The organism is Tatumella citrea, from assembly GCF_002163585.1.
GTDB classification, from domain to species: Bacteria; Pseudomonadota; Gammaproteobacteria; order Enterobacterales; family Enterobacteriaceae; genus Tatumella; species Tatumella citrea.
Window position 1 is genome coordinate 955982 of the sequence record NZ_CP015579.1, and the last position, 24973, is coordinate 980954.

A 24973-nucleotide genomic window follows, 5' to 3' on the forward strand; every position below is an offset into this window, starting at 1 on the left:
CGCTGATGCTCACTCAGTTGCGCGATATTGTCGAAAAGGTTGCCAGTGCCTCCCGGTTAAATGAGGCACTGGAAATTCTGGTCCACGAAATTTGCCGTGTGATGGAAACTGAAGTCTGTTCGGTTTATCTGGCCGACCATGAGCGTCAGTGCTATTACCTGATGGCGACCCGCGGCCTGAAAAAGCCGCGGGGCCGTACCATTACTCTTGCCCTGGATGAGGGAATTGTCGGGCTGGTCGGTCGGCTTGCCGAGCCGATTAACCTTGCCGATGCCCAAAGCCACCCCAGTTTTAAAATTATTCCGTCGGTAAAAGAGGAAAACTACCGTTCGTTCCTCGGGGCGCCTATTATCAACCGCCGTCAGGTCATGGGGGTGTTGGTCGTACAGCAGCGGGAGCTGCGCTCTTTTGATGAAACCGAAGAGTCGTTCCTTATGACCCTGGCCACTCAGGTGGGTACGTTACTTTCTCAGTCCCAGGTCGGACAGTTGTTTGGGGTATTTCGCCAAAGCCGTATCCGGGCGATTGCTGCTTCTCCGGGAGTGGCGGTGGCACCCGGCTGGGTGGATCATATTCAGCCAACCCTGGATCAGGTAAGTCAGGCTTCAACGCTGGATATCGCCCAGGAAAAAGAACGTTTACTGCTGGCCATTAGTGAATCCGGTGATGAGTTTCGCCGTTACAGTAAACGTTTTACCACCAGTGTGCAGAAAGAAAGCGCCGCAATTTTCGATCTCTATTCCCACCTGCTCAGTGATCCACGCCTGAAGAAAGATCTGCTGGCGGAAATCGACCGTGGATCTGTCGCGGAATGGGCAGTGAAAACGGTGATCGAACAGTACGCCGGACAGTTTGCCGACCTGAAAGATGCCTACCTGCGTGAACGCAGTGGAGATATCCGAGAACTGGGACAGCGTCTGCTGTTTCATCTTGATGACAGCCTGCAGGGCACCAACGCCTGGCCGGAACGCTTTGTGCTGGTGGCTGATGAACTGACAGCAACTGCACTGGCAGAAGTGCCGCCGGAACGTCTGGCGGGAGTGGTGGTGCGTGATGGTGCTGCTAACTCTCATGCTGCGATCCTCACACGTGCAATGGGCATACCGGCAGTGATGGGGGCAGATATTCGCCCGGATCAGCTGAACAAACATCTGCTGATTGTTGATGGTTATCGTGGTGAGTTACTGGTCGATCCGGAACCGATCCTCATCAAAGAGTATCAACGGTTAATCCGGGAAGAGAATGCTCTGAGTAAAACTGCCGAAGCGGTGGTGGAACAACCCGGTGAGCTGAAAAGCGGTGAAAACATCGAGATTCTGCTAAATGCCGGTCTCAGTGCTGAACTGGAACAGGCACTGAACAGTTGGGTTGACGGGGTTGGCCTGTACCGAACCGAAGTGCCGTTTATGCTGCAAAGTGGTTTTCCTTCGGAAGAAGAACAGGTCTCTCAGTATCAGGGCATGTTGCAGCTATTTAATAATAAGTCAGTGACTCTGCGAACTCTGGATATTGGCGCGGATAAACAGCTGCCTTATATGCCAATTAGTGAAGAGAACCCGAGTCTGGGCTGGCGGGGAATTCGCCTGACGCTGGACCAGCCGGAGATCTTTCTGGTACAGGTCAGGGCCATGTTAAGGGCGAATGCGGCCTCCGGTAACCTGAATATCCTGTTGCCGATGGTGACCAGCATTGATGAGATAGACGATGCCCGTAAACTGATTGAGCGGGCAGGTCATGAAGTTGAAGAGATGCTGGGTTATGTGATCCCTCGTCCAAAGATTGGCATCATGATTGAAGTACCCTCAATGGTATTTCTGATCCCTCAGGTTGCCCGAAGCGTTGATTTTATTTCAGTAGGCAGTAACGACCTGACTCAGTATTTGCTGGCAGTTGATCGTAACAACACCCGCGTGGCTAATCTGTACGACCCTTTGCATCCGTCGGTTCTGCAGGCGTTGTATCACATCAGTTCAGAAGCCCGGCGGCATAATCTGCCGATGAGTCTGTGCGGTGAAATGGCCGGAGATCCGATGTGCGTGGCATTGCTGGTTGGCATGGGCTTCCGTCATTTAAGCATGAACGGTAAAAACGTACCGCGGGTTAAGTATCTGTTACGTCACCTGGATTGCACTGAAACGGAACAGCTGGCTGAGCAGGTGCTACAGGCCAGTACCGCCAGTGAAGTCCGTTATCAGGTGGTGGTTTTTATGGAGCGACGCGGTCTGGGTGGTTTAATCCGTGGCGGGCGCTGACCACTCATCCATGTTTACATTTGCTGATCACACCGGCAGAGAGGCTGTGCTATCATGCGCACCTCTTTACTGTCTGGCTCCCGGGAACCCCCGTGACGGCAGGCTTTCAGATAGAAAGAATAATGGTGAAAGATGACTAACGGCTATCTTGCTTTTCCTAAATTTGACCCGGTGATTTTTTCTGTTGGTCCGGTTTCGCTTCACTGGTACGGTCTGATGTACCTTATCGGTTTCATTTTTGCCATGTGGCTGGCGGGACGTCGGGCTAATAAGCCAGGCAGTGGCTGGACCAAAAATGAAGTCGAAAACCTACTGTATGCTGGTTTCCTTGGGGTTTTCCTGGGCGGGCGTATTGGTTATGTGCTGTTTTATAACCTGCCGTTGTTCCTGGCGAATCCACTCTACTTATTCAAAGTGTGGGATGGCGGAATGTCATTCCACGGCGGATTGATTGGCGTTATTGTGGTGATGCTGATTTTTGCCCGCCGGACTCATCGTACTTTCTTCCAGGTATCTGATTTTATTGCACCGCTCATCCCGTTTGGTCTGGGTGCCGGTCGTCTGGGTAATTTTATTAACGGCGAATTGTGGGGCCGCGTGGATCCGAACTGCCCATGGGCGATGCTGTTCCCGGGATCTCATGATGAAGATGTGGCGCTGGTGGCGACTCATCCACAATGGCAGTCGTTACTGGATACTTACGGGGTATTGCCACGTCACCCGTCACAGATTTATGAGCTGTTGCTGGAAGGGGTGATTTTGTTCATCATCCTGAATGTATTTATTCGCAAACCGCGCCCAAGGGGAAGTGTTTCTGGTCTGTTCCTGATTGGTTACGGCGCTTTCCGTATCATTGTTGAGTTTTTCCGTCAGCCGGACGCCCAGTTGGGACTGTTTGATGGCGTGATCAGTATGGGGCAGATTCTCTCCATACCAATGATTCTGGCCGGTGTTATTATGATGATTTGGGCTTACCGTACCAGCCCACTGAAACAACCGGGTGAAGTAAAATGAAACAGTATCTGGAACTGATGCAGAAGGTTTTAAATGAAGGCACAGCTAAAGACGACCGTACCGGCACGGGTACGTTATCGATTTTTGGCCATCAGATGCGTTTCGATCTGCAGCAGGGCTTTCCGCTGGTCACTACCAAGAAGTGCCATCTGCGTTCAATTATTCATGAACTGCTGTGGTTCCTGCAGGGTGACACCAATATTGGCTATCTGAAAGAGAATAAAGTTAGTATCTGGGATGAGTGGGCTGATGAAAATGGCGATTTAGGCCCAGTCTATGGCAAACAATGGCGTAGCTGGCCAGCCGCCGACGGGCGCCATATTGATCAGATAAGCGAAGTGATTCGCCAGCTGAAGCAGGACCCGAACTCACGGCGTATTATTGTTTCAGCATGGAATGTCGGTGAACTTGATAAAATGGCTCTGGCTCCATGCCATGCCTTCTTCCAGTTCTATGTGGCTGACGGGCGTCTGAGCTGCCAGTTATATCAACGTTCCTGTGATATTTTCCTTGGTCTGCCGTTTAATATTGCCAGCTATGCTCTGCTGGTTCATATGGTGGCACAGCAGTGCGATCTGCAGGTAGGTGATTTCGTCTGGACCGGCGGGGATACCCATCTGTACAACAATCATCTTGAACAGACCCGCCTGCAATTAACCCGCGAACCGCGTCCGTTGCCTGTGCTGAAAATTAAGCGTAAGCCGGAGTCTATTTTCGATTATCGTTTTGAAGATTTCGAAATTGAAGGCTATGACCCGCACCCGGCAATAAAAGCGCCGGTAGCTATCTGATTTCTGTTTTTCAGTCCTGAAATAATACGGCAGAGCCTGACAGCTCTGCCGTTTTTTTTGGCTTTTTTCCCCGGATTGCGACTGTTCTCTGTATTCTAATGAGGAGGGTGTAACCGGATTTACAGACTTGCAGCCTGCCACGTAATCTGGCTGTTTTCGCCTGTTCCGCAGCGGCGATGTTCGCGATACTCGCCTAATGAACAGAAACCGATTAATGATTTCTACTGGCGGATTCACCCTGCCGGAACTGATGGTCGTTTTGCTGATAATTGCTCTGCTGGCAGGTGGTGGCGGGCATTTCTGGCAAGGCTGGCGCGAGCGGCAACAATTGTCAGAAACCGCAACCCGGTTGCATTTTTTTCTGGCCGGAGTACGTGAATATGCGCACCGTGCCAACCGTGATTTACCTCTCGTAGTTTTATACAAGGACGGTTACTGGTGTATTGACGCCCATCCGTTGCCTGCAGCAAAAGATTGCAGCCAGGCGGGGAGGTTTGTCTGGCGGTCACTTTATCCTCAGCAGGCTGCTCCGAAAGTCAACGGAGAGCCAGGATTTTATGGTCGCCGAAGTGTTGCAAGAGCCGGAAGTATTGAGTTCGGGCCATCTGAGCAACGTTGGCGGGCAATCATTTCGGCCCGCGCCAGAATCAGAATTTGCCAGCCGGAACAGGAGGGATGTCTGTGAATAAGCAACCCTTGTTACCACTCATGCAAAAGATATCAGCCGGATTCTCGCTGGGAGAAATGTTGTTAGCGATGCTGTTAAGTAGCCTGATATTTCTTGCCGCCGGGCAGTTTTTTCCACAGTTGTTTCAGCAAAGTCGCCGTTTACAGCAACAGCAGCAGTTGGCTCAGGAAATACACCAGCTGATGCTGATTTTTGAAAAAAGCCTGCGTCGGGCAGGGTACTGCCAACAGGCACCTTGCCGATTGCCTGCGATCACAATAAGTCACGATCAGCACTGTCTGATTCTGCAATGGCAGGATCGACGTTATATCTCTGCCGGTCTGTCCGGGGGGATCCACAACGAAAGTTATGGTTACCGGTGGCGGGACGGGCAGATAGAGACGCAGAGGAATGTTAACGGGTGTCAGGGCAGTGGCTGGGAGCGGCTAACTGATCCCGCGGTTTTGCAGGTAGATGAACTGACTTTTATGTTACAGGCGCCACGGATTGGTATAACTCTGCGGATGTCAGCAGGTCCGCATATCAGCCTGGTGCGTCACCACTGGCTACTGGCAGAAAATCTGTGAATCGCAGAGGCAGCAGCCCGCTGTTAATGGTCATGGTACTGCTGCTGTCAGGCATCATGTTACTGCATGGCAGCGCCCGGTTACTGGAACAGAGCATGGCAGGGATAGCAGACGAAACTGCGTATTTGCGGGATTTTTACCAGGCACAATCGGCACTGCAATGGGGACTATTACGTCAGTGGCCGTCAGCCAACGGCTGGCAATGCCAGTCTCCTGCCACGCAGGACTGGCAAAGTTGCCTGCTCTGGCAAACACCAGAAACAGCGCTGTTACTGGGGATGTCGGCCAGTGGTGAAAAAAGTCTTTGGCGGCAAGTGGTCGCATCTAAAAACGGCCGCCAGACAGTGGTGGCAGTACCTGCCGGTTGGACCGACCTTTGTCCGTTGCCGGACGAGACATTATGCGCCGTTTCGCAACCACGGCTTTAGCCTGGCAGAATGCCTGATTGCATTACTTATATTGTCGCTGACCGTTTTACTGTTATCCGGGTATCATCAGCAACTGGTGTATGGTTTTCGAATGCGGCAGGCACAGCGCGATGCCAGTTGGGCCGCAACTCAGGTGCTGGCAGGAAAACCACCAACTGGATGGCACAGCGAGCTTAAGCGGGAAATGACAGAAGATGGCTGCCTGTTGGTGACCGCTAAAGTACAGGGACCATTTAACCGGCATTCCGAACTGGAACAGTGGTTTTGTCCACCGTTTGACGGACATCTGCCGGAATAACTACTCTAAGGCTTGCAACCCATGGATGAGAAGGTAGAGTGACGGGCATAGCCGGCAGCAGTTTCAGGAGAAAATATGTTCAGCGTTTATCATTCCAATCATCTGGATATTCTGAAGGATCTGACTGCTCATATTATTAAAGTGCAGCCGCTGGATGATCCCTTTGCCAGTGAAGTGGTGCTGGTGCAAAGCCCTGGTATGGCACAGTGGTTGCAGATGTCCCTGGCAGAGAAGTTTAGTATCGCGGCGAATATCGAATTCCCGCTGCCTGCCACCTTTATCTGGCAGATGTTTGTCCGGGTATTACCAGATATCCCGCAGCAAAGTGCCTTTAATAAAAGTGCGATGAGCTGGAAGCTGATGACGCTGCTGCCCGAAATGCTGGATCGTGATGATTTTCTGCCTTTGCGTCATTACCTGACTGACGATGCGGATAAACGTAAGCTATTTCAGCTTAGCAGCCGTATTGCCGACTTGTTTGACCAGTATCTGGTCTACCGCCCCGACTGGCTGAATTTATGGGAACAGCATCAGCTGGCTGAGGGGCCTGGTGAGGCTCAACTCTGGCAGGCGCCGTTATGGCGGGCATTGGTGGAATACACAGCAGAGCTGGGACAGCCTGAATGGCACCGTGCCAACCTCTATTCGCGGTTTATTCAGGCTCTGGAACAGAGCACTACTCCCCCTCCGGGACTTCCTCCCCGGGTGTTTATCTGTGGTATATCGGCATTACCACCGGTCTATCTGCAGGCTTTACAGGCCCTGGGCCGACACATTGATATCCATTTGCTGTTTACCAATCCTTGTCGTGATTACTGGGGGGATATCCGCGATTCGGCATTTCTCGCCAGACTGCAAAACCGTCAGCGCAGGCTTCTTAATTCCACGCAGCAGCGGGCGATGTTCCGTCAGCCACAGCAGGCTGAATCTCTGTTTACCCCGGAAGGGGAGCAGCAGCTGACTCAGCCGTTACTCGCGTCCTGGGGAAAACTGGGGCGCGATAATCTCTATTTACTGGCACAGATGGATGCGCTGGATAATGAAATAGATGCTTTTGCTGAACCCGGTCACGACACTCTGCTGCACAGCCTGCAACAGGACATTCTTAGCCTTGAAGATCATGCGGTCACCGGGCTGACGATAGAACAATTTAGTCACAGTTTTAGCAAGCGCCTTCTGGCAGAAGGTGACGATTCGTTCTCATTACATGCCTGCCATAGCCCGCAGCGGGAAACTGAAGTATTGCAGGATTATCTGCTCGGGTTAATGGAGGCAGATCCTGAACTGAAGCCGCGCGATATTATTGTGATGGTCGCTGACATCGATAGCTACTCACCATTTATCCAGTCAGTGTTCGCCGGTGCTGATCGACAGCGTCATATCCCGTTTGCCATTTCAGACCGCCGTGCCAGCTATGCTCATCCGGTCATTCAGGCATTTCTGCAGTTGTTATCACTGCCTGACAGTCGTTTTACCCCGGAAGATGTACTGGCATTACTGGAAGTTCCGGCACTGGCTGCCAGATTCGCAATCAATGAGCAGGGATTAACCACATTACGGCACTGGGTAGATGAGTCTGGTGTCCGCTGGGGGCTTGATGACAGCAGTGTCAGTGAGCTTTCTCTGCCGGTGACCGGGCAGCATACCTGGCAATTTGGTCTGCAGCGGATGTTGCTGGGTTATGCCCTGGACAGTGACCAGGGGGACTGGCAGGGCATTTTACCTTACGATGAAGCAGCCGGGCTGATGGCTGAGCTCGCGGGTCAGCTGGCAGAACTACTCAGTTGCCTGACCGAGTGGCGGCAGCGTTTAAAGCAGAGTCTGACCCTGACTGAATGGCAGCCTTGTTGTCGTGAAATGATTACCACTTTTTTTGCAGGAGATGCAGACAGTGAAGCCGCGCTGGCAATTATTGATGAGCAGTGGCGACAACTGACTGAGCAGGGTATTGAAGCCCGTTATCCGGCCGAAATTCCGGTCACAATATTGCGTGATGAACTGAGTTCGAAACTGGATCAACAGCGGATCAGCCAGCGTTTTCTGGCCGGGCAGGTAAACTTTTGTACCCTGATGCCAATGCGCTCGATACCCTTTAAAGTGGTTTGCCTGTTAGGAATGAATGACGGGGTATATCCACGGACCCTGACTCCTTCAGGATTTGATCTGATGCAACAATCCCCACGGCGTGGAGATCGCAGCCGCCGTGATGATGACCGTTACCTGTTTCTTGAAGCGCTGGTCTCTGCACGTGACCGGCTGTATATCAGCTACATTGGCCGTAGTATTCAGGACAACAGAGAACGTCTGCCGTCGGTTCTGGTCAGCGAGCTGTGTGAATACATTGCACAGAGTTTTTGCCTGCCGGGAGATGAATCACTGAATGTTGATGACAGTGCCCGGCGGGTCTCGGAGCATCTGGTACATCATCATAGTCGTACCCCGTTTGCTGAACAGAATTATATTCCGCAGAGTGCCGGGCAAAGTTTTGCCAGTGAATGGCTACCCTCGGCACTCGGGCAGGGGGAGGCAATGCCTGACTTCGCTCAGCCACTGGACGATTATCAGTGCCAGGAAATCACCCTGAATCAGTTATTAAGCTTCTGGCGGCATCCTGTCCGGGCCTGGTTTACGGAGCGGTTGGGAGTCCGGTTTGTCGATCAACAAGAAGATTTACCTGATACCGAACCTTTCGAACTGGATAATCTGCAACGTTACCAACTGAACCATCAGTTACTGAATACACTGATTTTCGGTCAGGACAGTGAACTATTTTTCCGCCGTCAACGGCTGGCGGGACATCTTCCCTACGGTGCATTCGGCGCCATATTGCGTGACAAACAGCTGGCAGAAATGCAGGAAATTTCCGATCAGGTTCAGGGGCAACTTGGGGAAACCCGGAGTCTGGAAGTAGATCTGGAATTGTCGGTACGGCTGACTGGCTGGCTGACCGGCGTTCAGCAGGATGGCATTTTACGCTGGCGCCCCGGAGAACTGAATCTTAGTGATGGCTTGCTGTTATGGATAGAGCATATGGTGTATTGCGCGCTTGGCGGCCAGGGGATCAGCCGGATGTATGGGCGTAAGAACAGCTGCTGGCGTTTTTTACCGCTGCCTCAGATACAGGCAACAGAGCAACTCGAACGTCTGATAGCCGGTTTTAAGCAGGGGATGAATCAGCCACTGTTACTGCTCAAGGGCTGTGGTGGCAGCTGGCTGAAAGCCAGCCTGGGGAACGATAATCAGTTGTTGAAGGATGAAGATACTCAGCGTAAAGCACTGCAAAAACTGACCGATGCCTGGAATGGTAATTTTCTGGTGCCCGGTGAAGGAAGCGATCCGTTCCTGAAACGACTGTCCCGTGAGACCGATCCGCTGATGATTACGGAAATATGCACTGCGGCTGAGTTGTGGTATCTGCCGGTGATTTTAGCCCATGTCGCAGAATAAGCCGGCGATGTCGGGACTGATGATATTAACAATGAGTAACTGATGATGAGCTTGCAACAGGCTGAAACACTGGACCCGTTACTTTTGCCTTTACAGGGCCAGAGGCTGATTGAAGCCTCTGCCGGCACTGGTAAAACTTATACCATTGGTATTCTGTATCTGCGTTTGTTACTGGGGTTGGGCGGTGAACAAGCCTACAGCCGCCCGTTATCCGTTGAAGAGATACTGGTGGTGACGTTTACCGAAGCCGCAACCGCAGAACTACGCGGGCGTATCCGTGACAATATTCATGGTTTACGAATTGCCTGTATCCGGGCCGTTGAAGGGCAGCGCCATGAGGCAGAGCTTTCAGGTGGTTCAGACCCAGCCCCGGCTAAACAGGACAGCGCCTGGCAGCCTCTGTTACAGCAGATTACTGATTTACCGGCAGCCGCCGGGTTATTGCTGGCCGCTGAGCGGCAAATGGATGAAGCATCAATATTCACTATTCATGGTTTTTGCCAGCGGATGCTGAATATGAATGCTTTTGAATCCGGAATGTTATTTGAGCAACAACTGGTTGAGAACCAGCAGCAATTACTGAGCCAGGGTGCAGCAGATTTCTGGCGTCGTTACTGTTACCCGTTGTCCGGGGACACTGCCCGGGCTGTGTTGGAGAACTTTAGCGGGCCAGAACATTTGCTGGCCTCTCTGTTGCCATGGTTACAGGGTGAAATGCCGGAGATTAAATCCCCGGTCGATGAAGATCAGAGCCTCGAACAACGCCATCAGCAGAACATGCAGCGAATCAGCGAACTGAAACAGGCCTGGTCTGCCGCATCTGCGGATATCCGGGAACTGGTTGAGCTGTCTGATGTGGATAAACGCAGCTACAGTAAAAAGAATTTACCAGTCTGGCTGGAAAAGCTGGATGTGTGGGCCGCGGATACCGGGAGCAGCTATCAGTTTCCTAAAGAACTCGGGCGTTTTGCCCAAAGTATACTGACCGAAAAAACCAAAAAGGGTCAGGCTCCACAGCATCCGGTATTTACGCAAATTGAACTCTTTTTGCAGCACCCGGTAACTCTTTATGATTGTCTGGTCAGCCACGCATTGCGCGAAATTCGCCTCTCTGTAATTCAGCAAAAGCGCCAACAGGCATTATTGAGTTTTGATGATCTGCTCAGTCGGCTGGATTATGCGTTGCAGCATGAGGCCGGACCGGCGCTGGCTGAATCTATACGCCAGCGTTATCCGGTGGCAATGATTGATGAATTTCAGGATACCGACCCCTTACAGTACCGCATATTTAACGCTCTGTATGGCGGGCAGGCGCAGAATGCTATGTTGCTGATTGGCGATCCGAAACAGGCTATCTATGCATTTCGTGGTGCAGATATTTTTACCTATATCTCTGCCAGAAAAGAAGTCAGTGCTCACTACACGTTAGGCACCAACTGGCGTTCGTCACCGGCAATGGTTGCCGGAGTTAACCGGCTGTTCTCCGGCACGGAAAATCCTTTTATTTTCAGTGATATTCCTTTTCAGCCGGTAGCTTCCAGTGAGCGCAACCAGACTCTCAGCCTGCAGTTGCATGGCGAGGTTCAGCCAGCAATGCGCTTCTGGCTGGCTCCCGGCGAAGGCATGGGGGTAAGTGAGTACCAGCAAATCATGGCGAAGCAGGCGGCAAATGATATTGCCCGCTGGCTCACTGCCGGGCAGCAGGGAAAAGCCTGTTTTATTGACAGTAAACAGCAGGAAAGGCCGGTGACCGCTGCGGATATTACGGTGCTGGTACGCAGCAGCCGGGAAGCCGGAATTATCAGAGATGCTTTACAGCTCAAAGGGATTGCGTCGGTCTATCTTTCCAGCCGCGACAGTGTCTGGCTGACCACCGAAGCCCGGGAATTATTATGGATTTTACAGGCGATATTAGCCCCGGAGCAGGAGCGTACTTTACGTACCGCGCTGGCAACCTCAATCATTGGTACTGATGCTGCAACACTTGAACAAATAACTCAGGACAGTACGCGTTGGGATGAAGTTACTGATCAGTTTGCCGGGTGGCAGCAGTTGTGGCGCCAGTCGGGAATATTACCAATGTTGCGCGAACTGATGATTCAACAGTGCCTGGCAGAAAATTTGCTGGCCAGCGATGGCGGGGAGCGACGGCTGACTGACATCATGCATCTTGGTGAATTACTACAGGAGGCCTCTGTACAACTGGACAGCCCCCACGCGCTGGTACGTTATCTTAGCCGGCAGATTTTACACCCGGATATCAATGCCAGCAGCCAGCAGTTACGACTTGAAAGCGATCGACATCTGGTACAGATAGTCACTATTCATAAATCGAAAGGACTGGAGTATCCGCTGGTGTGGTTACCTTTTGCGGCCAGTTGGCGACAGGCGGAAGCGGCGCTCTACCATGATCGGGAGAGTTATTTGGCAGTGCTTGATTTGCAACAGCAGGAGCAAAGCCTTGAACTTGCCGAAGAGGAGCGACTGGCCGAGGATTTAAGGCTGCTCTATGTTGCATTAACCCGGTCGGTCTGGCATTGCAGCATTGGTCTTGCTCCTCTGTTTCGTGGAAACCGCAAAGCTCAGGGGGAGACTGATATCCATAACAGTGCGATTGGTTATCTGTTACAGCAGGGCCAGCCGGCTACGGCGGAACAGTTACGTCAGCACTTACTTACGCTCCAGGATGACAATATCGGTGTGGTTATGGCAGATAACGCCGAAGTCAGCAACTGGCATGACCCCGGAGTTTCAGGTCAGCCACTGGCCAGCCGACATCTAACCAGATCACTCAATGATTTCTGGCGGGTCACCAGTTATTCAGGTCTGCAACGACATGGCAGTTCGCGTTTGCTGGATATCATGCCGGGATTTGATATTGATGCTGTCGGGGAGCAACAGGACGAACAACCATTGCAGCTGACAGCTCATCACTTTCCACGCGGCGCAGGGCCAGGGACATTTCTGCACAGCCTGTTTGAGCAACTTGAATTCAGTGAGCCGGTACCTGAGCAGTGGCTGGCTGAACAGGTGGCGGCGCACGGCTATCCGGATCACTGGGTTCCGGTATTACAGCAGTGGCTGAGTACTCTGCTCGGCACGCCGTTGATGGCCGACGGATTATCATTATCTGCATTGTTGCCACAGGACCGGCTGGTGGAAATGGAGTTTTATCTGCCGATAGATCAATTACTTCAGCCGCAGGCGTTAGATAGTCTGATGAGAAGTTTCGATGATTTGTCAGGCCGGGCTCCGGCAGTGGATTTCTTTCAGGTGAAGGGGATGCTGAAAGGATTTATTGACCTGGTCTTTCGCTGGCAGGGCAAATACTACCTGCTGGATTATAAATCAAACTGGCTGGGGGCCGACAGCAGTGCCTATACTCCGCAGGCAATGGAACAGGCAATGATTGATCATCGTTATGATATGCAATATCAGCTTTACAGCCTGGCGTTGCACCGCTATCTGAGACACCGGATTGACGGTTATCAGTACCAACAACACTTTGGTGGCGTTTTCTATCTGTTCCTTAGAGGGATGGGAGGTGAACAACCGGAAAATGGAGTGTTCTTTACCCGCCCGGAGGAAGACTTTATCCGGCAGTTGGACAACCTGTTCGCCGGGAATGAGGGAATTGCTGATGTCTGAATTTGAACAGTTACTGAAGCAGGCTCAGGAAGCTCAGATATTTCGACCGCTGGACCTGCGTTTTGCCCGGCTGGTGGAAAACAGCGGTTCTTCCCCCGGATTACTGGCCGCTGCCTGTCTCAGTGCCGGGAGCGGTGAAGGGCATGTTTGTTTACCGTTATCTCTGCTTCAGCCGGATAAGTTATTTTCCGGGCGTCAGTTAGTGCTGGTCAGTGAACTTTGGCAGGCTGCGGGAGCACCTCAGGAACCGCAGTTGTGGAAAGAACTGCTTAGTCGCTGGAATGCTGTAAGCGATGGCTCACTGGCAACCCCACTGGTTTTAGACAATGACAGGCTCTACCTGCACCGGATGTGGCACCAGGAACGACAGGTTGCTGGTTTCTTTTCGGCCGATTTACCAGCGAAACTTACTGAACCGTCAGAGATTAGAACTATTCTTGACCGGTTATTTGGCGAGGAAGGAAATAACTGGCAGAAAATAGCTGCTGCTGTGGCCCTGACCCGACAGCATTCAGTGATTTCTGGCGGACCTGGTACCGGCAAAACCACAACGGTTGCCCGGTTGCTGGCGGCATTACTGCTGCTGGAACCACAACGATTACGTATCTGTCTGGCAGCCCCTACCGGTAAAGCTGCCGCAAGGCTGACAGAATCGCTCGGTAAAGCTTTGCAGGCTCTGCCGGTCAGCGATGAACTAAAGTCCCGTTTCCCACAGGAAGCAACCACTCTGCACCGGTTACTGGGTGCAAGGCCTGGCACCCGTAGCCTGCGTTATCATGCCGGGAATCCTTTACACCTGGATGTACTGGTGGTGGATGAGGCATCAATGGTGGATTTGTCGATGATGGCTTCACTGATCAGTGCGCTACCGCCCACTGCCCGTGTGATATTTCTCGGTGACCGTGATCAGCTGGCTTCGGTTGAGGCGGGGGCTGTGTTGGGCGATATCTGCCGTTGTGCAGAATACGGATACAGCCCGCAGCGTGCCAGAGAACTGTCAGAATTAACCGGTGCCAGCCTGAACGGAACTGTGGTTGAACAAGCCCCTGCAGTGCGTGACAGCCTGTGCCTGTTGCGTCAGAGCTATCGTTTTTCTGCCGGTTCCGGCATCGGGCAGCTGGCTGCCGCTGTTAACCAGGGTGATTTGGCCAGACTGGACGCTATCCGCAAAGATGAATATCAGGATATTGCTTTGCGTTCTCTGGCATCGGCCGATGACTGGCTGGCAATGTTGGGTGACATCAGTGATGGTTATGCCGGAATGCTGGAAATGATCCGCCAACAGTCTGAGCCTGAAGATGTTTTGCAGGCGTTTAGCCGCTATCAGTTGCTTTGTGCATTGCGTGAAGGGCCGTTCGGCGTCAGTGGTCTGAATCAAAGGATAGAACAACGCTTACGCCAGCAGAAGCGCCTCGCCCCGGCGAACGGGCAATGGTATTCAGGAAGACCGGTTATGATAACCCGTAACGATAGTGCATTAGGGCTGTTTAACGGGGATATCGGGATCACGATGGCTGATAGCAATGGACAACTGAAGGTGTACTTTATGCTACCGGAAGGCGATGTTAAAGCTGTTCAGCCGAGTCGTCTGCCGCCGCATGATACTGCCTGGGCGATGACTGTTCATAAATCACAAGGATCTGAATTTGATCACACCGCACTGGTGTTACCGCCTCAGTTCAGCCCTGTGCTGAGCCGTGAACTGGTATATACCGCGATTACCCGTGCACGTAAACAACTGACGATTTACAGCGATGAATCGCTGTTTAACCGGGCGGTTCAGTCGCGGACTCTGCGGCGCAGTGGTCTGAGCTGGCAACTGGCTCAGCCTCAGGTCTGATGCTCTGGAAATGCATCCCTCTGTCTGCAGAGGGATGCTGTACTTCAGTTCAGATTCAGCATCAGCACTTTAGAACGGCGCTGATAGTTGTACATTTTCTTTTTAGTTTCCGGCAGGGATTCGATATCCACCGGAATAAAACCACGTTCCTGGAACCAGTGAATACTGCGGGTAGTCAGAACAAAAATTTTACGCAGCCCCATCATCCGGGCCTGCAGACAGATATGCTGCAACAATACCTCGCCCCTTGAAGAACTACGATATTCCGGATGAACCGCTACGCACGCCATTTCCCCAATCATCTCTTCAGGGAACGGATAGAGTGCGGCACAAGCAATTGTCAGGTTATCGCGGACCACCACGGTAAATTTATTAATTTCCATTTCCAGCTGCTCGCGGGAACGACGCACCAGGATACCCTGTTGTTCTAACGGACGAATTAACTCTAATATGCCGCCGATATCGTCGATAGTGGCTTTACGGATCTGTTCTGCAGACTCCATAACTACCTGAGTACCTATACCTTCCCGTGAGAACAGTTCCTGTAAAAGAGCGCCATCTTCCTGATAGCTGATCAGATGACTGCGGGGAACACCGCTGCGACATGCCTGAACAGCACCACGTAAAAAACGCACAGTACCGGAAAGATATTCGCCCTGTTGCTCAAAGGCATCAACCCGTTGCTGTGCCTGATTCGGGAACATTTCGGACACGATATTCCCTTCCGCATCGGTCACGCCTTGTTCAGAGCAGAAGCCAATCATTTTTTCTGCTTTCAGTTTAATGGCAACCTGAGTCGCAACTTCTTCTGAAGTCAGGTTAAAACTCTCACCGGTGACAGAAACGGCAACCGGGCCAATCAGTACAATGGCATCGTTATCCAGCTGGCGATGAATAGCCTGGTGGTCAATACGGCGAATACGTCCTGAATGGCAATAATCGACCCCGTCATCGACGCCCAGCGGCTGAGCGATAATAAAATTGCCACTCACCACATTAATATGCGCGCCCTGTAGCGGGGTATTGCTTACGCTCATCGACAGACGAGCGGTGATTTCCAGTTGCAGACGACCGGCAGCCTGTTTAACCAGCTCAAGTGAAGTCGCGTCAGTCACACGGGTATATTTGTGATACAACGGTTCCAGTTGGTGGTCTGCCAGATTCGCATCAATCTGTGGACGGGCGCCATACACCAGTACCAGGCGGATCCCCAGACTATGCAACAATCCAATATCATTCACTATGCCGGAGAAGTTCTCGTGTTCAATGGCTTCGCCGCCAAGCATGATGACAAAGGTCTTGTCGCGATGAGCGTTGATGTACGGGACTGTATGACGAAACCCCTGAACTAATTCGGTACTACGTTCCTTCACGGCACTCTCCGGGTGAATGGTTATTCGGTTTTAATGTATTTTTATTCTTTTATGCTCTGGTTTGCAAGTACTGTCCCCAATAGCTGTTAGCCGGTTTTCCGCTGGATATCTAATAAAACTTATTAACTATCATTCTGTTAGGTAGACATTTTTCGCTATTGTCAGAAAAATGTTTTCTTGCCTGATTCACTGTTTGTTGTCATTTTAACCAACTCTGTTGCACAGACTAAAGATGTCTGCAGCAATGTGTTTGAAAAGGGAGGAGCAGTACTGCGACCGGACACCTGAACATCTGCCAGCAAAACCTCAGTATGACTCAGGAAAATGACAAATCAACGCTACCTGACTTCCCGGCTGCCTGATGAGTTTACAGGTAATTCTGCCAGGCGGTGTTGAGCCGGTGACTGTTATTCCTGGCAGATAATGGTATGAAATCAGAGAATTATTTCGGTATAAACTGTGGCAAAAATCAATGCAGTAATGTCTGCGACAGACAGGTCATCTTCAGGGTTAAAATGATGGTGTCGTTACTAGTTATCAGCCAGATAACGGGAGTCAGGGCTGGTGCAGTTGCTGTGAACGGAGGGTGAGAAACATATGCACTATCCCCATAGTGGCGTGAGCCCAGAAATAAGTTTCAATATAGAGAGTCAGAGCCTTATGCAGATGCAGCACCTGATGTGTCAGTGCTGCATTGGCACCATAGTAAGTATTCAGCACAAACCATAACCCACCGCAAACCGCAACAATATGCAAAGAAACCACACCCAGCCCCTGAACTGTTGCAGCGATACCGCCCGGATGAGCATCGGGTAAGCGTAATTTGCCGAGTGTTCTGAAATCTTGCATGATTCCGCGAAAATCCAGACAGACCCAGGAGAAATAATACCGGAAACCACGTTGGGAGAGCATCCAGCATAACATGATGACGCCACAAAACAGTGTGGCAAATCCTGCAATAATATGCAGCCATGTCACTATGCCCGTCACAGACCATTGTCCCAGGGCTTTACGTTGAGTCAGATTGGAATTTATGATTTGAGCCAGAATCAGCAGTGCTACCAGTATATGAAGATGACGAAAAAAACGGCTGTCCTGATGTGGAAGTACATCACGGATACGATAAACCATAATATCAGTCTCTGTTGGTGGGTTTTTTTAGTAATGTGGCAGGGAATCCTTAGCAAAACCTTAATATCTTAAGATATGTCATTGTTGTTGAGTCTTTCGCTGATGCCGACCCGTACCTGAAACCTCAGGGGGCCCATATTCCCTTTTATTGTACTCAAGCCTGTGAACTTTGGCCGGTAGTGGTTGGTTTGCCAAAACCAGCGGCTGGCAAGGGGGATTAAACCCACTCTGTGCCTGTTCTCCCGGGAAAATAGTTCAGTATGAATTTTTAAACTCTGACAGTCGTTGCCGCACGGAGGGTTTTTCAAGGCATGACCGGTTGACTGTTTCACCGCGCAGTAAGATGGCTTTACGAAAGGCAACTGAATGAAAAGATGGCTGTTCGTTATCACTGAGAGCATATAGCCGGGATGAGTAAACACTGAAATTTCCCCCTGCCAACGGCAGAGGGAACAGGGAAGGTCAGACCGCAGAAGAAGGAGAATCAGACGGAGTATCACGACCTGCCAGAAATCCGTAGAAGATATAACCTATCAGGGTAATAATGGTTCCGCCGAAGACGGCTTCCACACCACATGAATACACTCCGTAAATGCTGTACAGCACTGCAAAAGTACTCACCAGAGAGGCGATACGGTACTGAGATTTGCTGACATGGTTTTTCTGCATCATAACCTGCAGGCCAGTCATCGACAGTACATAAGGGACCATGTTGATAAATACTGCCAGGTTCAACAGCATATTGAACTGTTTCAACAGGTTCGGAGAGATAGTCATTGATGCCAGCAATAATTCCAGTACCAGCATAATCAGCATACCGGCAATGGGGGCATCACTTTTGCTGATTTTACCGAAGATTTTCGGAAATAATTTGTCGTCAGCCGCGGCTTTAGAGACCTGAGCATTGGTGAACTGCCAACCCAGCAGAGAGCCGATGCAGGCGATAACTGCCAGCGCAGTGATGATCTGTCCGACCAGTGGGGTAAACATCATGGAGAACACCAGACCAAACGGCGCATCTGAGGTTACCAGTTGATCATTAGGCACAATGCCCTGAATTACTGTTGTCGAAGCAATGTAGACGATGGCCGCAAATCCGGTACCAAACAGGCAAGCCAGCGGGACGTTACGTTCCGGGTTTTCGACCGCATCCGAGTTAGCACCTGCTGACTCTACTCCAAGGAATGCCCATAAAGTCAGTGAAATACCGGAAGAAATGGCACTGCCGGTAGACATTGAATGTGGATTCCACGCGGCACTGAAAATGGCCGGATCGAACCAGAACCAGCCGATCACTGACAGACCGGCAACCGGTATGATTATTCCCCAGATGGTGAAGCTTGAGATTTTCCCGGTGATTTTTGGTCCTTTAAAGTTAGCGACCATGGTAACCACTAATATTGCAATTACAGTCAGGAAGGTATGGACCGGTGAGCTTTTAATCCATGGCGCAAACGGTGCCATATAGCCTGCAGCGGAGACGGCAATAGCAACACAACTGATAACCAGACAGATGTAGTAAGTGTAAGACGCAATAAAAAAGGCTGATTTTCCGTGGGCTTCCTCAGCATATGCGGACATACCTCCGGCACGACGACACAAGGCACCGCACTTTGCAAAAGTATAGGCAATGCACATCGCCCCGACTACGGTAACAACCCATGATAAAATTGAAATTGCTCCGGTCTCAGCGAGGCTGGCAGGCAGCATGATGATACCTGAGCCCATCATATTCACGGCGACAAGGACCGTCAGATCGACGACTCCCATTTTCCTGGAATTTGAAGCCATAATATTCTCCTGGTTTAAAATTATCTGATATTCATATTTGTATTTAAATTCTTAATTTTTGAATTTAAATATTTTTGGTTATTTTTGAATTAACTTTTCTGGCTTCACATTAAATGTAATTATCTTAAATTGAAATTGATCAATATCAATAATTAGCCGGTTAAATTTATTTTAATATAAATATTCGGATGCCATTTTTTAACAAAAAAATATCATATATTGTTGTTTTTAAATGAATTTATTTTTGTGCTTTCATTAAGTGTTTATATTAAAAGTCATGACTAATGAATTAGTATTTAAATGTTTTTTTTTACGAAAAAATAGACTGGAAAAAATAATTTCTATCGTTTAATTTCATCTTCATCAGGTCAGGTTGATTATCTTTTTGACTTTCTCACCAGGAAATACATCGCTTATTTCTCATCATTATAAATAAGCGATGCACGCCCTGACCGTTTATACAAAGTATAATAATGAGGATCTTATGTGTGATAAAAATTATTTAGTGGTTGTCAATAAAGCCCTAAGTACCACAACACCACTCACTCCGATTGAGCAGACAGTTGAGAAAATTACTACTTCACTGTTCAGTAAAGGCGAACAGGTTCGGTTTTCTGCCAACTATGCAGAAGCCACCAACTATGTCAGCTCAACGGCACCGGTCGATTGCGTGATGCTGGAGTGGGCACCAGAGAAGAGTGCCGAAATTACGGGCTTCTTAAAACAACTGCGTATCCGTCATGAAAAGGCTCCGGCATTTTTACTGATTAATTCTCATCAGGATAATGCTTCGGTACCTGCGGAGATCATGGGTGATGTCAGTGAAACTTTCCTGGTACTGGATGACACTACTGATTTTATCGTGGGTCGTTTGCAGTCAGCCGTAGCACGTTATGAAAAAGTCATTATGCCGCCTTTGATGGCTGCGATGATGAAATATGCTAAAGAGAAAGAGTACTCATGGTCAGCGCCTGGTCATCAGGGCGGTATTGGTTTCTGTAAAACTCCGGTTGGCCGTAAATTCTTCGACTTTTATGGCGAAAATATTTTCCGGACTGATATGGGAATCGAAAGGGCTTGCCTGGGATCGATGCTGGATCATACCGGAGCCTTCGGTGAGAGTGAAAAATACATCGCCGGTGTATTTGGTGCTGACCGCTCTTATTCGCTGGTTGTCGGAACATCCGGGGCAAACCGCACTATTATGCAGGCCTGCTGTACTGACCAGGATATTGCCATCTGTGACCGTAACAGCCATAAATCTATCGAACAGGGTTTAATGCTGACCGGCGTTCATCCGGTTTACATGACCCCGACCCGTAATGCTTACGGGATTATTGGTCCGATTCCTAAAGCCCAGATGCAGCCTGAAGCGTTGCGCCAGAAGATTAAACAGAACCATTTTGCCAGTGAAGCAGCAAATCAGCGCCCGGCTTATAGTGTCGTAACTAACTGTACCTATGATGGTCTGATTTATAACGGTGACACTATTCAGCAGTTACTGGGACAGAGCTGTGATCGTATTCACTATGATGAAGCCTGGTTCGGTTACTCGCGCTTCAACCCGATTTATAAAGGCTTCCACGCCATGCGTGGTGATAAAGCTCAGCATACTGCTGATCAGCCGACAATTTTTGCTACGCATTCAACCCACAAATTACTGAATGCGTTGTCTCAGGCCTCCTATATCCATATTCGGGAAGGTCGCGGTAATATTAAACCAGCGCAGTTCAGTCAGGCATACATGATGCATGCCACCACCTCGCCTTTATACTCAATTGCCGCATCTAACGATGTTGCTGCGGCGATGATGGAAGGTAATCAGGGGGTCAACCTGACGACCGAAGTGATCGAAGAGGCTGTGGAGTTCCGCCAGGCTGTAGCACGTTCATTCCGTGAGGCTGAAAAGAATAATGACTGGTTCTTTAAACCCTGGAATGCTCAGACGGTGACCTGCCCGCGCACCGGAAATCGTTATGATTTTGCGGATGCTCCGACGGAGTTGCTGGTTAAAGAGCAGTCATGCTGGGCACTTGACCCGCAGGACAGCTGGCATGGCTTCAGTGATCTGGATGAGAACTGGGTAATGCTCGATCCGGTAAAAGTCAGTCTGTTAACGCCGGGACTGAACAGCGATGGCAGCCTGCAGGATAATGGTGTTCCCGCTGCTCTGGTTACCGCATATCTTTCCAGTCTGGGGATTGTGCCGACCCGTACTACCGATTTCCAGGTGATGTTCCTGTTCTCAATGGGTGTGACCAAAGGTAAATGGGCGACCCTGATGAACAGCCTGATGTCATTTAAAAAGCACTATGATGCAGATGCACTGCTGTCTGAAGTGTTACCTGGTCTGGTGGAAACCGATCCGGCGCTGTATGGCAATATGACGATGCAGCAACTGGGCCAACGCATGATTTCGTTCCTGAAAACACATAACCCAAGCGAACAGCTTAACAAAGCCTATTCGACGCTGCCACAGATGGATATGCTGCCACGTGATGCTTACACTCAGCTGGTCAGGGATAATACTGAGCTGGTCTCCATTTATGAGCTGGCAGGGCGCACCGCAGCGAACTCCGTTATCCCTTATCCACCAGGAATCCCGATGCTGATGTCTGGTGAGAATTTCGGTGATAAAAACAGTCCGCAAATTGCTTATCTGCAGGCGCTTCAGGCATGGGATGATGCCTTCCCGGGTTTCGAACATGAAACCGAAGGGGCAGAAAAAGAGCACGGTGTTTATCACGTGATGTGTGTCAAAGCCTGATAAATATGCCGTTCTGTTCATTAATTATGAAACAGAACGGAAATATCCATAGTAATAATAATCTGGCAGCAGTGGAGAATACCCACTGCTGCCAGCGTGTTTTTAAATTTCTTGAAATAATTATTCAGTTTTCAATGATCAGATTAATTAATGTGAGGGAATGAACGGATGCTTTTCGTGTAATAAAATGTTAGCCGATGTATTTATCTGTAGGGGGTGTTTACAGAGACTTAAGTGGCGGGGTAGTTATATGATTAAAGTCAATGAATGATTATTCCGTGAATATTTATCGGGAATATTTTATCAGGAAATGGTATTTCTTATTCCGACAAAAATAATATTCCCTATGTATTCATTAATTCAGAGAACACCATGACTGATACCATCAAAAACATTAAACATTTAGACCTCGATAAGGCCTTTCAGCAACTGCTAAGAGAGGAACGATTTGGTTCACAAGCCGAGTTTGTAGAGTATCTGACTGCGAATGGCTTCGCCCATATAAACCAGTCGAAAGTATCACGTATGCTGACCAGCTATGGCGCGGTCAGAACCCGCAATGCCAGAATGGAAATGGTCTATTGTCTGCCGGCAGAGCGGGGGATACCTACCGCGAAAACCACCCTGAAAAGTTCTGTGCTGAGTGTTGAAACCAATGACTGGATGGTCGTCGCACATACGGTTCCCGGTGCGGCACCTTTGATTGCCCGCTTGCTTGATTCCTGCGGAAAATCGGATGGTATTCTGGGAACTGTAGCCGGCGATGATACTATATTTGTCGTTCCGGTAATTGGTATTAATTCTCAACAGTTACAGCAGTCAGTAATAGGGATTCTGAATTCAGATGGCTGAAGAATATAACTATTCGGGTTAACTGATTATATTTTCTGTGGTCAATTTATGAAGGTGATTTATGGATATTAAATCCGTCCTGGCCGAACGGGTCAGACTGGCGATGGAAGAGAGTAATATAACAACAGATAAATCTGTTTCTGTACGTCCGTCTGGCCGACCTGAGTTCGGCGATTATCAGATAGATAGTATGATGGCTCTTGGAAAATCTCAGGGGCAAAATCCATTATTGTTAGCTGAGCAGGTGGCCGGGCAGCTGATGAATAATAAACAGAGCAGAGAAATTATTGACCGGGCTGAAGCCGTCAAGCCCGGATTTATTAATCTGTTTCTGAATGAGCAGTGGATACTGCATCAGACGGGGCTGGCATTTAAAGATGCCCGGTTGTCGGTCGCGAAGCAGCCGGCACAGCATGTGGTGGTGGATTATTCATCACCTAATGTGGCTAAAGAGATGCATGTGGGCCATTTGCGTTCAACCATTATTGGTGATGCCAGCGTCAGGACTCTGGAGTTCCTGGGGCATAAGGTCACACGGGTGAATCATATCGGTGACTGGGGCACCCAGTTTGGTATGTTGATTGCCTATCTGGAAAAAGCTGAGAATGACGGTGATATTTCCCTGTCTGACCTTGAAGGATTTTATCGCGCCGCCAAAAAATTGTATGACGAAGATCCTGATTTTGCACTGAGAGCCCGCAGCTATGTAGTTAAGCTGCAGCAAGGGGACGAATATTGTCGCCGGATGTGGCATAAGCTGGTGGATATTTCGATGACGCAAAACCAGAAAAATTACGACCGGTTAGGCGTCTCGTTGTCTCCCGCCGATATTCGCGGCGAAAGTTCTTATAATGCAATGCTGCCAGAGATAGTTAATGACCTGCTGGATCGCGGTATTGCGACTGAAGAGTCTGAGACTGTCATGGTGTATCTGGATAACTATCGCAATAAACAGGGCGAGCCGATGGGGGTAATCATCCGTAAACAGGATGGCGGATATTTGTATACCACTACCGATATTGCCTGCGCCAAATATCGTTATCAGACGCTGCATGCCGATCGGGTTCTCTATTATATTGATGCGCGGCAGCATCAGCATTTAATGATGGCCTGGGAAATCGTTCGCCGTGCCGGATATGTTCCACCATCCGTTAGCCTGGAACATCATAAATTTGGCATGATGCTGGATAAAGAGGGCAAACCGTTTAAAACCCGTGAGGGAGGAACCATTCGCCTGGCGGAACTGCTTGAAGAAGCCGTGGTTCGTGCCCATAAACTGGTCAGCGAAAAATCACCGCATTTGCCAGCAGAAGAGCTGAGTGAACTTTCGGAAGTGATTGGTATTGGAGCGGTTAAATATGCAGATCTGTCGAAAAACCGTATAACAGACTATGTATTTGACTGGGATTTAATGCTGAGTTTTGAAGGCAATACCGCACCTTATATTCAGTATGCCTGCGCGCGGATTAGCTCGATTTTGCGTAAAGCTGAGCTGAGCCAGTCTCAGACTGACTCTCTGGTGACTGATCTGCGATTTACTTCGGGCGCAGAGAGAAGTCTGGCGGTGAAGATTCTGCAATTTGAGGAAGCACTACAGGGTGTGGCACGGGAAGGGATGCCTAATATCATGTGTAATTATCTCTACGAACTGGCTTCCCTGTTTTCCGGGTTTTATGCGGCATCGCCTATTCTGAATCATGATCATCCGGAAGAGCGGCAAAGCCGGTTGGCACTGGCGGCGTTAACCGGGCGGGTGTTAAAGCAGGGTATGGATACGCTGGGGCTTAAGGTGCCCGAAAGGATGTAAACTCTGGCAGGCCGCGGGCCTGCTATAATTTTCTACGCACGAAAAAAAAGCTTATCAAAACAGATTTGATAAGCTTTCTTATATTGGTTGCGGGGGCCGGATTTGAACCGACGACCTTCGGGTTATGAGCCCGACGAGCTACCAGGCTGCTCCACCCCGCGTCCGTGTGACTGTCATTAGTGCTTTACATTGTATTGGTTGCGGGGGCCGGATTTGAACCGACGACCTTCGGGTTATGAGCCCGACGAGCTACCAGGCTGCTCCACCCCGCGTCCGTGTG

Annotated in this window: 16 protein-coding genes and 2 tRNA genes; 13 read left to right on the forward strand and 5 right to left on the reverse strand. The window is 50.0% G+C overall.

Going from position 1 to position 24973, the window contains the following annotated elements; genetic code table 11:
- Nucleotides 1–5 precede the first annotated feature (5 nt).
- From ptsP to recD, 10 genes are all read left to right on the forward strand, one after another.
- The gene (gene ptsP / locus A7K98_RS04525; RefSeq protein WP_087490360.1) at nucleotides 6–2252 is read left to right on the forward strand and encodes a phosphoenolpyruvate--protein phosphotransferase; all 2247 of its coding nucleotides are present in this window, start codon (nucleotides 6–8) and stop codon (nucleotides 2250–2252) included.
- A 132-nt stretch (nucleotides 2253–2384) separates the two neighbouring features.
- The gene (gene lgt, locus A7K98_RS04530) at nucleotides 2385–3266 is read left to right on the forward strand and encodes a prolipoprotein diacylglyceryl transferase (RefSeq protein ID WP_087487503.1); all 882 of its coding nucleotides are present in this window, start codon (nucleotides 2385–2387) and stop codon (nucleotides 3264–3266) included.
- Nucleotides 3263–4057, forward strand: coding sequence for a thymidylate synthase (gene thyA / locus A7K98_RS04535; RefSeq protein ID WP_087487504.1), 795 nt, complete (start codon nucleotides 3263–3265; stop codon nucleotides 4055–4057). The genes lgt and thyA overlap by 4 nt, the downstream gene beginning before the upstream one ends.
- Nucleotides 4058–4271: 214 nt before the next feature.
- Nucleotides 4272–4742, forward strand: coding sequence for a prepilin-type N-terminal cleavage/methylation domain-containing protein (locus tag A7K98_RS04540; RefSeq protein ID WP_157665856.1), 471 nt, complete (start codon nucleotides 4272–4274; stop codon nucleotides 4740–4742).
- Nucleotides 4739–5311, forward strand: coding sequence for a prepilin peptidase-dependent protein (locus A7K98_RS04545; protein WP_157665859.1), 573 nt, complete (start codon nucleotides 4739–4741; stop codon nucleotides 5309–5311). Before A7K98_RS04540 ends, A7K98_RS04545 begins: the two co-directional genes overlap by 4 nt.
- Entirely contained in the window at nucleotides 5308–5739 is a 432-nt protein-coding gene (locus tag A7K98_RS21540) for a DUF2509 family protein (protein ID WP_087487507.1), read from the forward strand. The genes A7K98_RS04545 and A7K98_RS21540 overlap by 4 nt, the downstream gene beginning before the upstream one ends.
- Before the next feature lie 31 nt (nucleotides 5740–5770).
- Nucleotides 5771–6037, forward strand: coding sequence for a prepilin-type N-terminal cleavage/methylation domain-containing protein (locus A7K98_RS21545; RefSeq protein ID WP_237268682.1), 267 nt, complete (start codon nucleotides 5771–5773; stop codon nucleotides 6035–6037).
- Between the two features lie 75 nt (nucleotides 6038–6112).
- Nucleotides 6113–9484 carry an exodeoxyribonuclease V subunit gamma gene (gene recC / locus A7K98_RS04560; protein WP_087487509.1) on the forward strand — a complete coding sequence of 1124 codons (3372 nt, stop codon included), beginning with the start codon at nucleotides 6113–6115 and terminating at the stop codon, nucleotides 9482–9484.
- Between the two features lie 45 nt (nucleotides 9485–9529).
- The gene (gene recB, locus A7K98_RS04565; RefSeq protein ID WP_087490361.1) at nucleotides 9530–13132 is read left to right on the forward strand and encodes an exodeoxyribonuclease V subunit beta; all 3603 of its coding nucleotides are present in this window, start codon (nucleotides 9530–9532) and stop codon (nucleotides 13130–13132) included.
- A complete protein-coding gene (gene recD, locus A7K98_RS04570) occupies nucleotides 13125–14972 on the forward strand; it encodes an exodeoxyribonuclease V subunit alpha (RefSeq protein WP_087487510.1) in 1848 nt (615 codons plus the stop codon). The genes recB and recD overlap by 8 nt, the downstream gene beginning before the upstream one ends.
- 44 nt (nucleotides 14973–15016) lie before the next feature.
- Here the strand turns inward: recD and argA are convergent, their stop codons facing one another.
- The 3 genes from argA to potE all read right to left on the reverse strand — a co-directional run bounded on the left by argA (nucleotide 15017) and on the right by potE (nucleotide 19267).
- Nucleotides 15017–16345, reverse strand: a complete 1329-nt coding sequence (gene argA, locus A7K98_RS04575; RefSeq protein WP_087487511.1) for an amino-acid N-acetyltransferase — start codon at nucleotides 16343–16345, stop codon at nucleotides 15017–15019.
- Between the two features lie 555 nt (nucleotides 16346–16900).
- Nucleotides 16901–17476 carry a cytochrome b/b6 domain-containing protein gene (locus tag A7K98_RS04580; protein ID WP_087487512.1) on the reverse strand — a complete coding sequence of 192 codons (576 nt, stop codon included), beginning with the start codon at nucleotides 17474–17476 and terminating at the stop codon, nucleotides 16901–16903.
- 462 nt (nucleotides 17477–17938) lie between these two features.
- Nucleotides 17939–19267 (reverse strand): putrescine-ornithine antiporter, encoded by a 1329-nt coding sequence (gene potE / locus A7K98_RS04585; RefSeq protein ID WP_087487513.1) that lies wholly within the window; start codon nucleotides 19265–19267, stop codon nucleotides 17939–17941.
- 484 nt (nucleotides 19268–19751) lie between these two features.
- On the opposite strand from potE, the gene adiA reads away from it, so the two are divergent.
- The 3 genes from adiA (at nucleotide 19752) to argS (ending at nucleotide 24693) form a co-directional block, all read left to right on the forward strand.
- Complete coding sequence (gene adiA, locus A7K98_RS04590) at nucleotides 19752–22034, forward strand: arginine decarboxylase (protein ID WP_087487514.1); 2283 nt, start codon at nucleotides 19752–19754, stop codon at nucleotides 22032–22034.
- 372 nt (nucleotides 22035–22406) lie between these two features.
- Nucleotides 22407–22886 carry a transcriptional regulator ArgR gene (gene argR, locus A7K98_RS04595; RefSeq protein WP_087487515.1) on the forward strand — a complete coding sequence of 160 codons (480 nt, stop codon included), beginning with the start codon at nucleotides 22407–22409 and terminating at the stop codon, nucleotides 22884–22886.
- A gap of 61 nt (nucleotides 22887–22947) precedes the next feature.
- The gene (gene argS, locus A7K98_RS04600) at nucleotides 22948–24693 is read left to right on the forward strand and encodes an arginine--tRNA ligase (RefSeq protein ID WP_087487516.1); all 1746 of its coding nucleotides are present in this window, start codon (nucleotides 22948–22950) and stop codon (nucleotides 24691–24693) included.
- A gap of 84 nt (nucleotides 24694–24777) precedes the next feature.
- Here argS and A7K98_RS04605 read toward each other — a convergent pair.
- Nucleotides 24778–24854 (reverse strand) — tRNA-Met (locus A7K98_RS04605).
- 34 nt (nucleotides 24855–24888) lie between these two features.
- A tRNA-Met gene (locus A7K98_RS04610) sits at nucleotides 24889–24965 on the reverse strand.
- Nucleotides 24966–24973 lie beyond the last annotated feature (8 nt).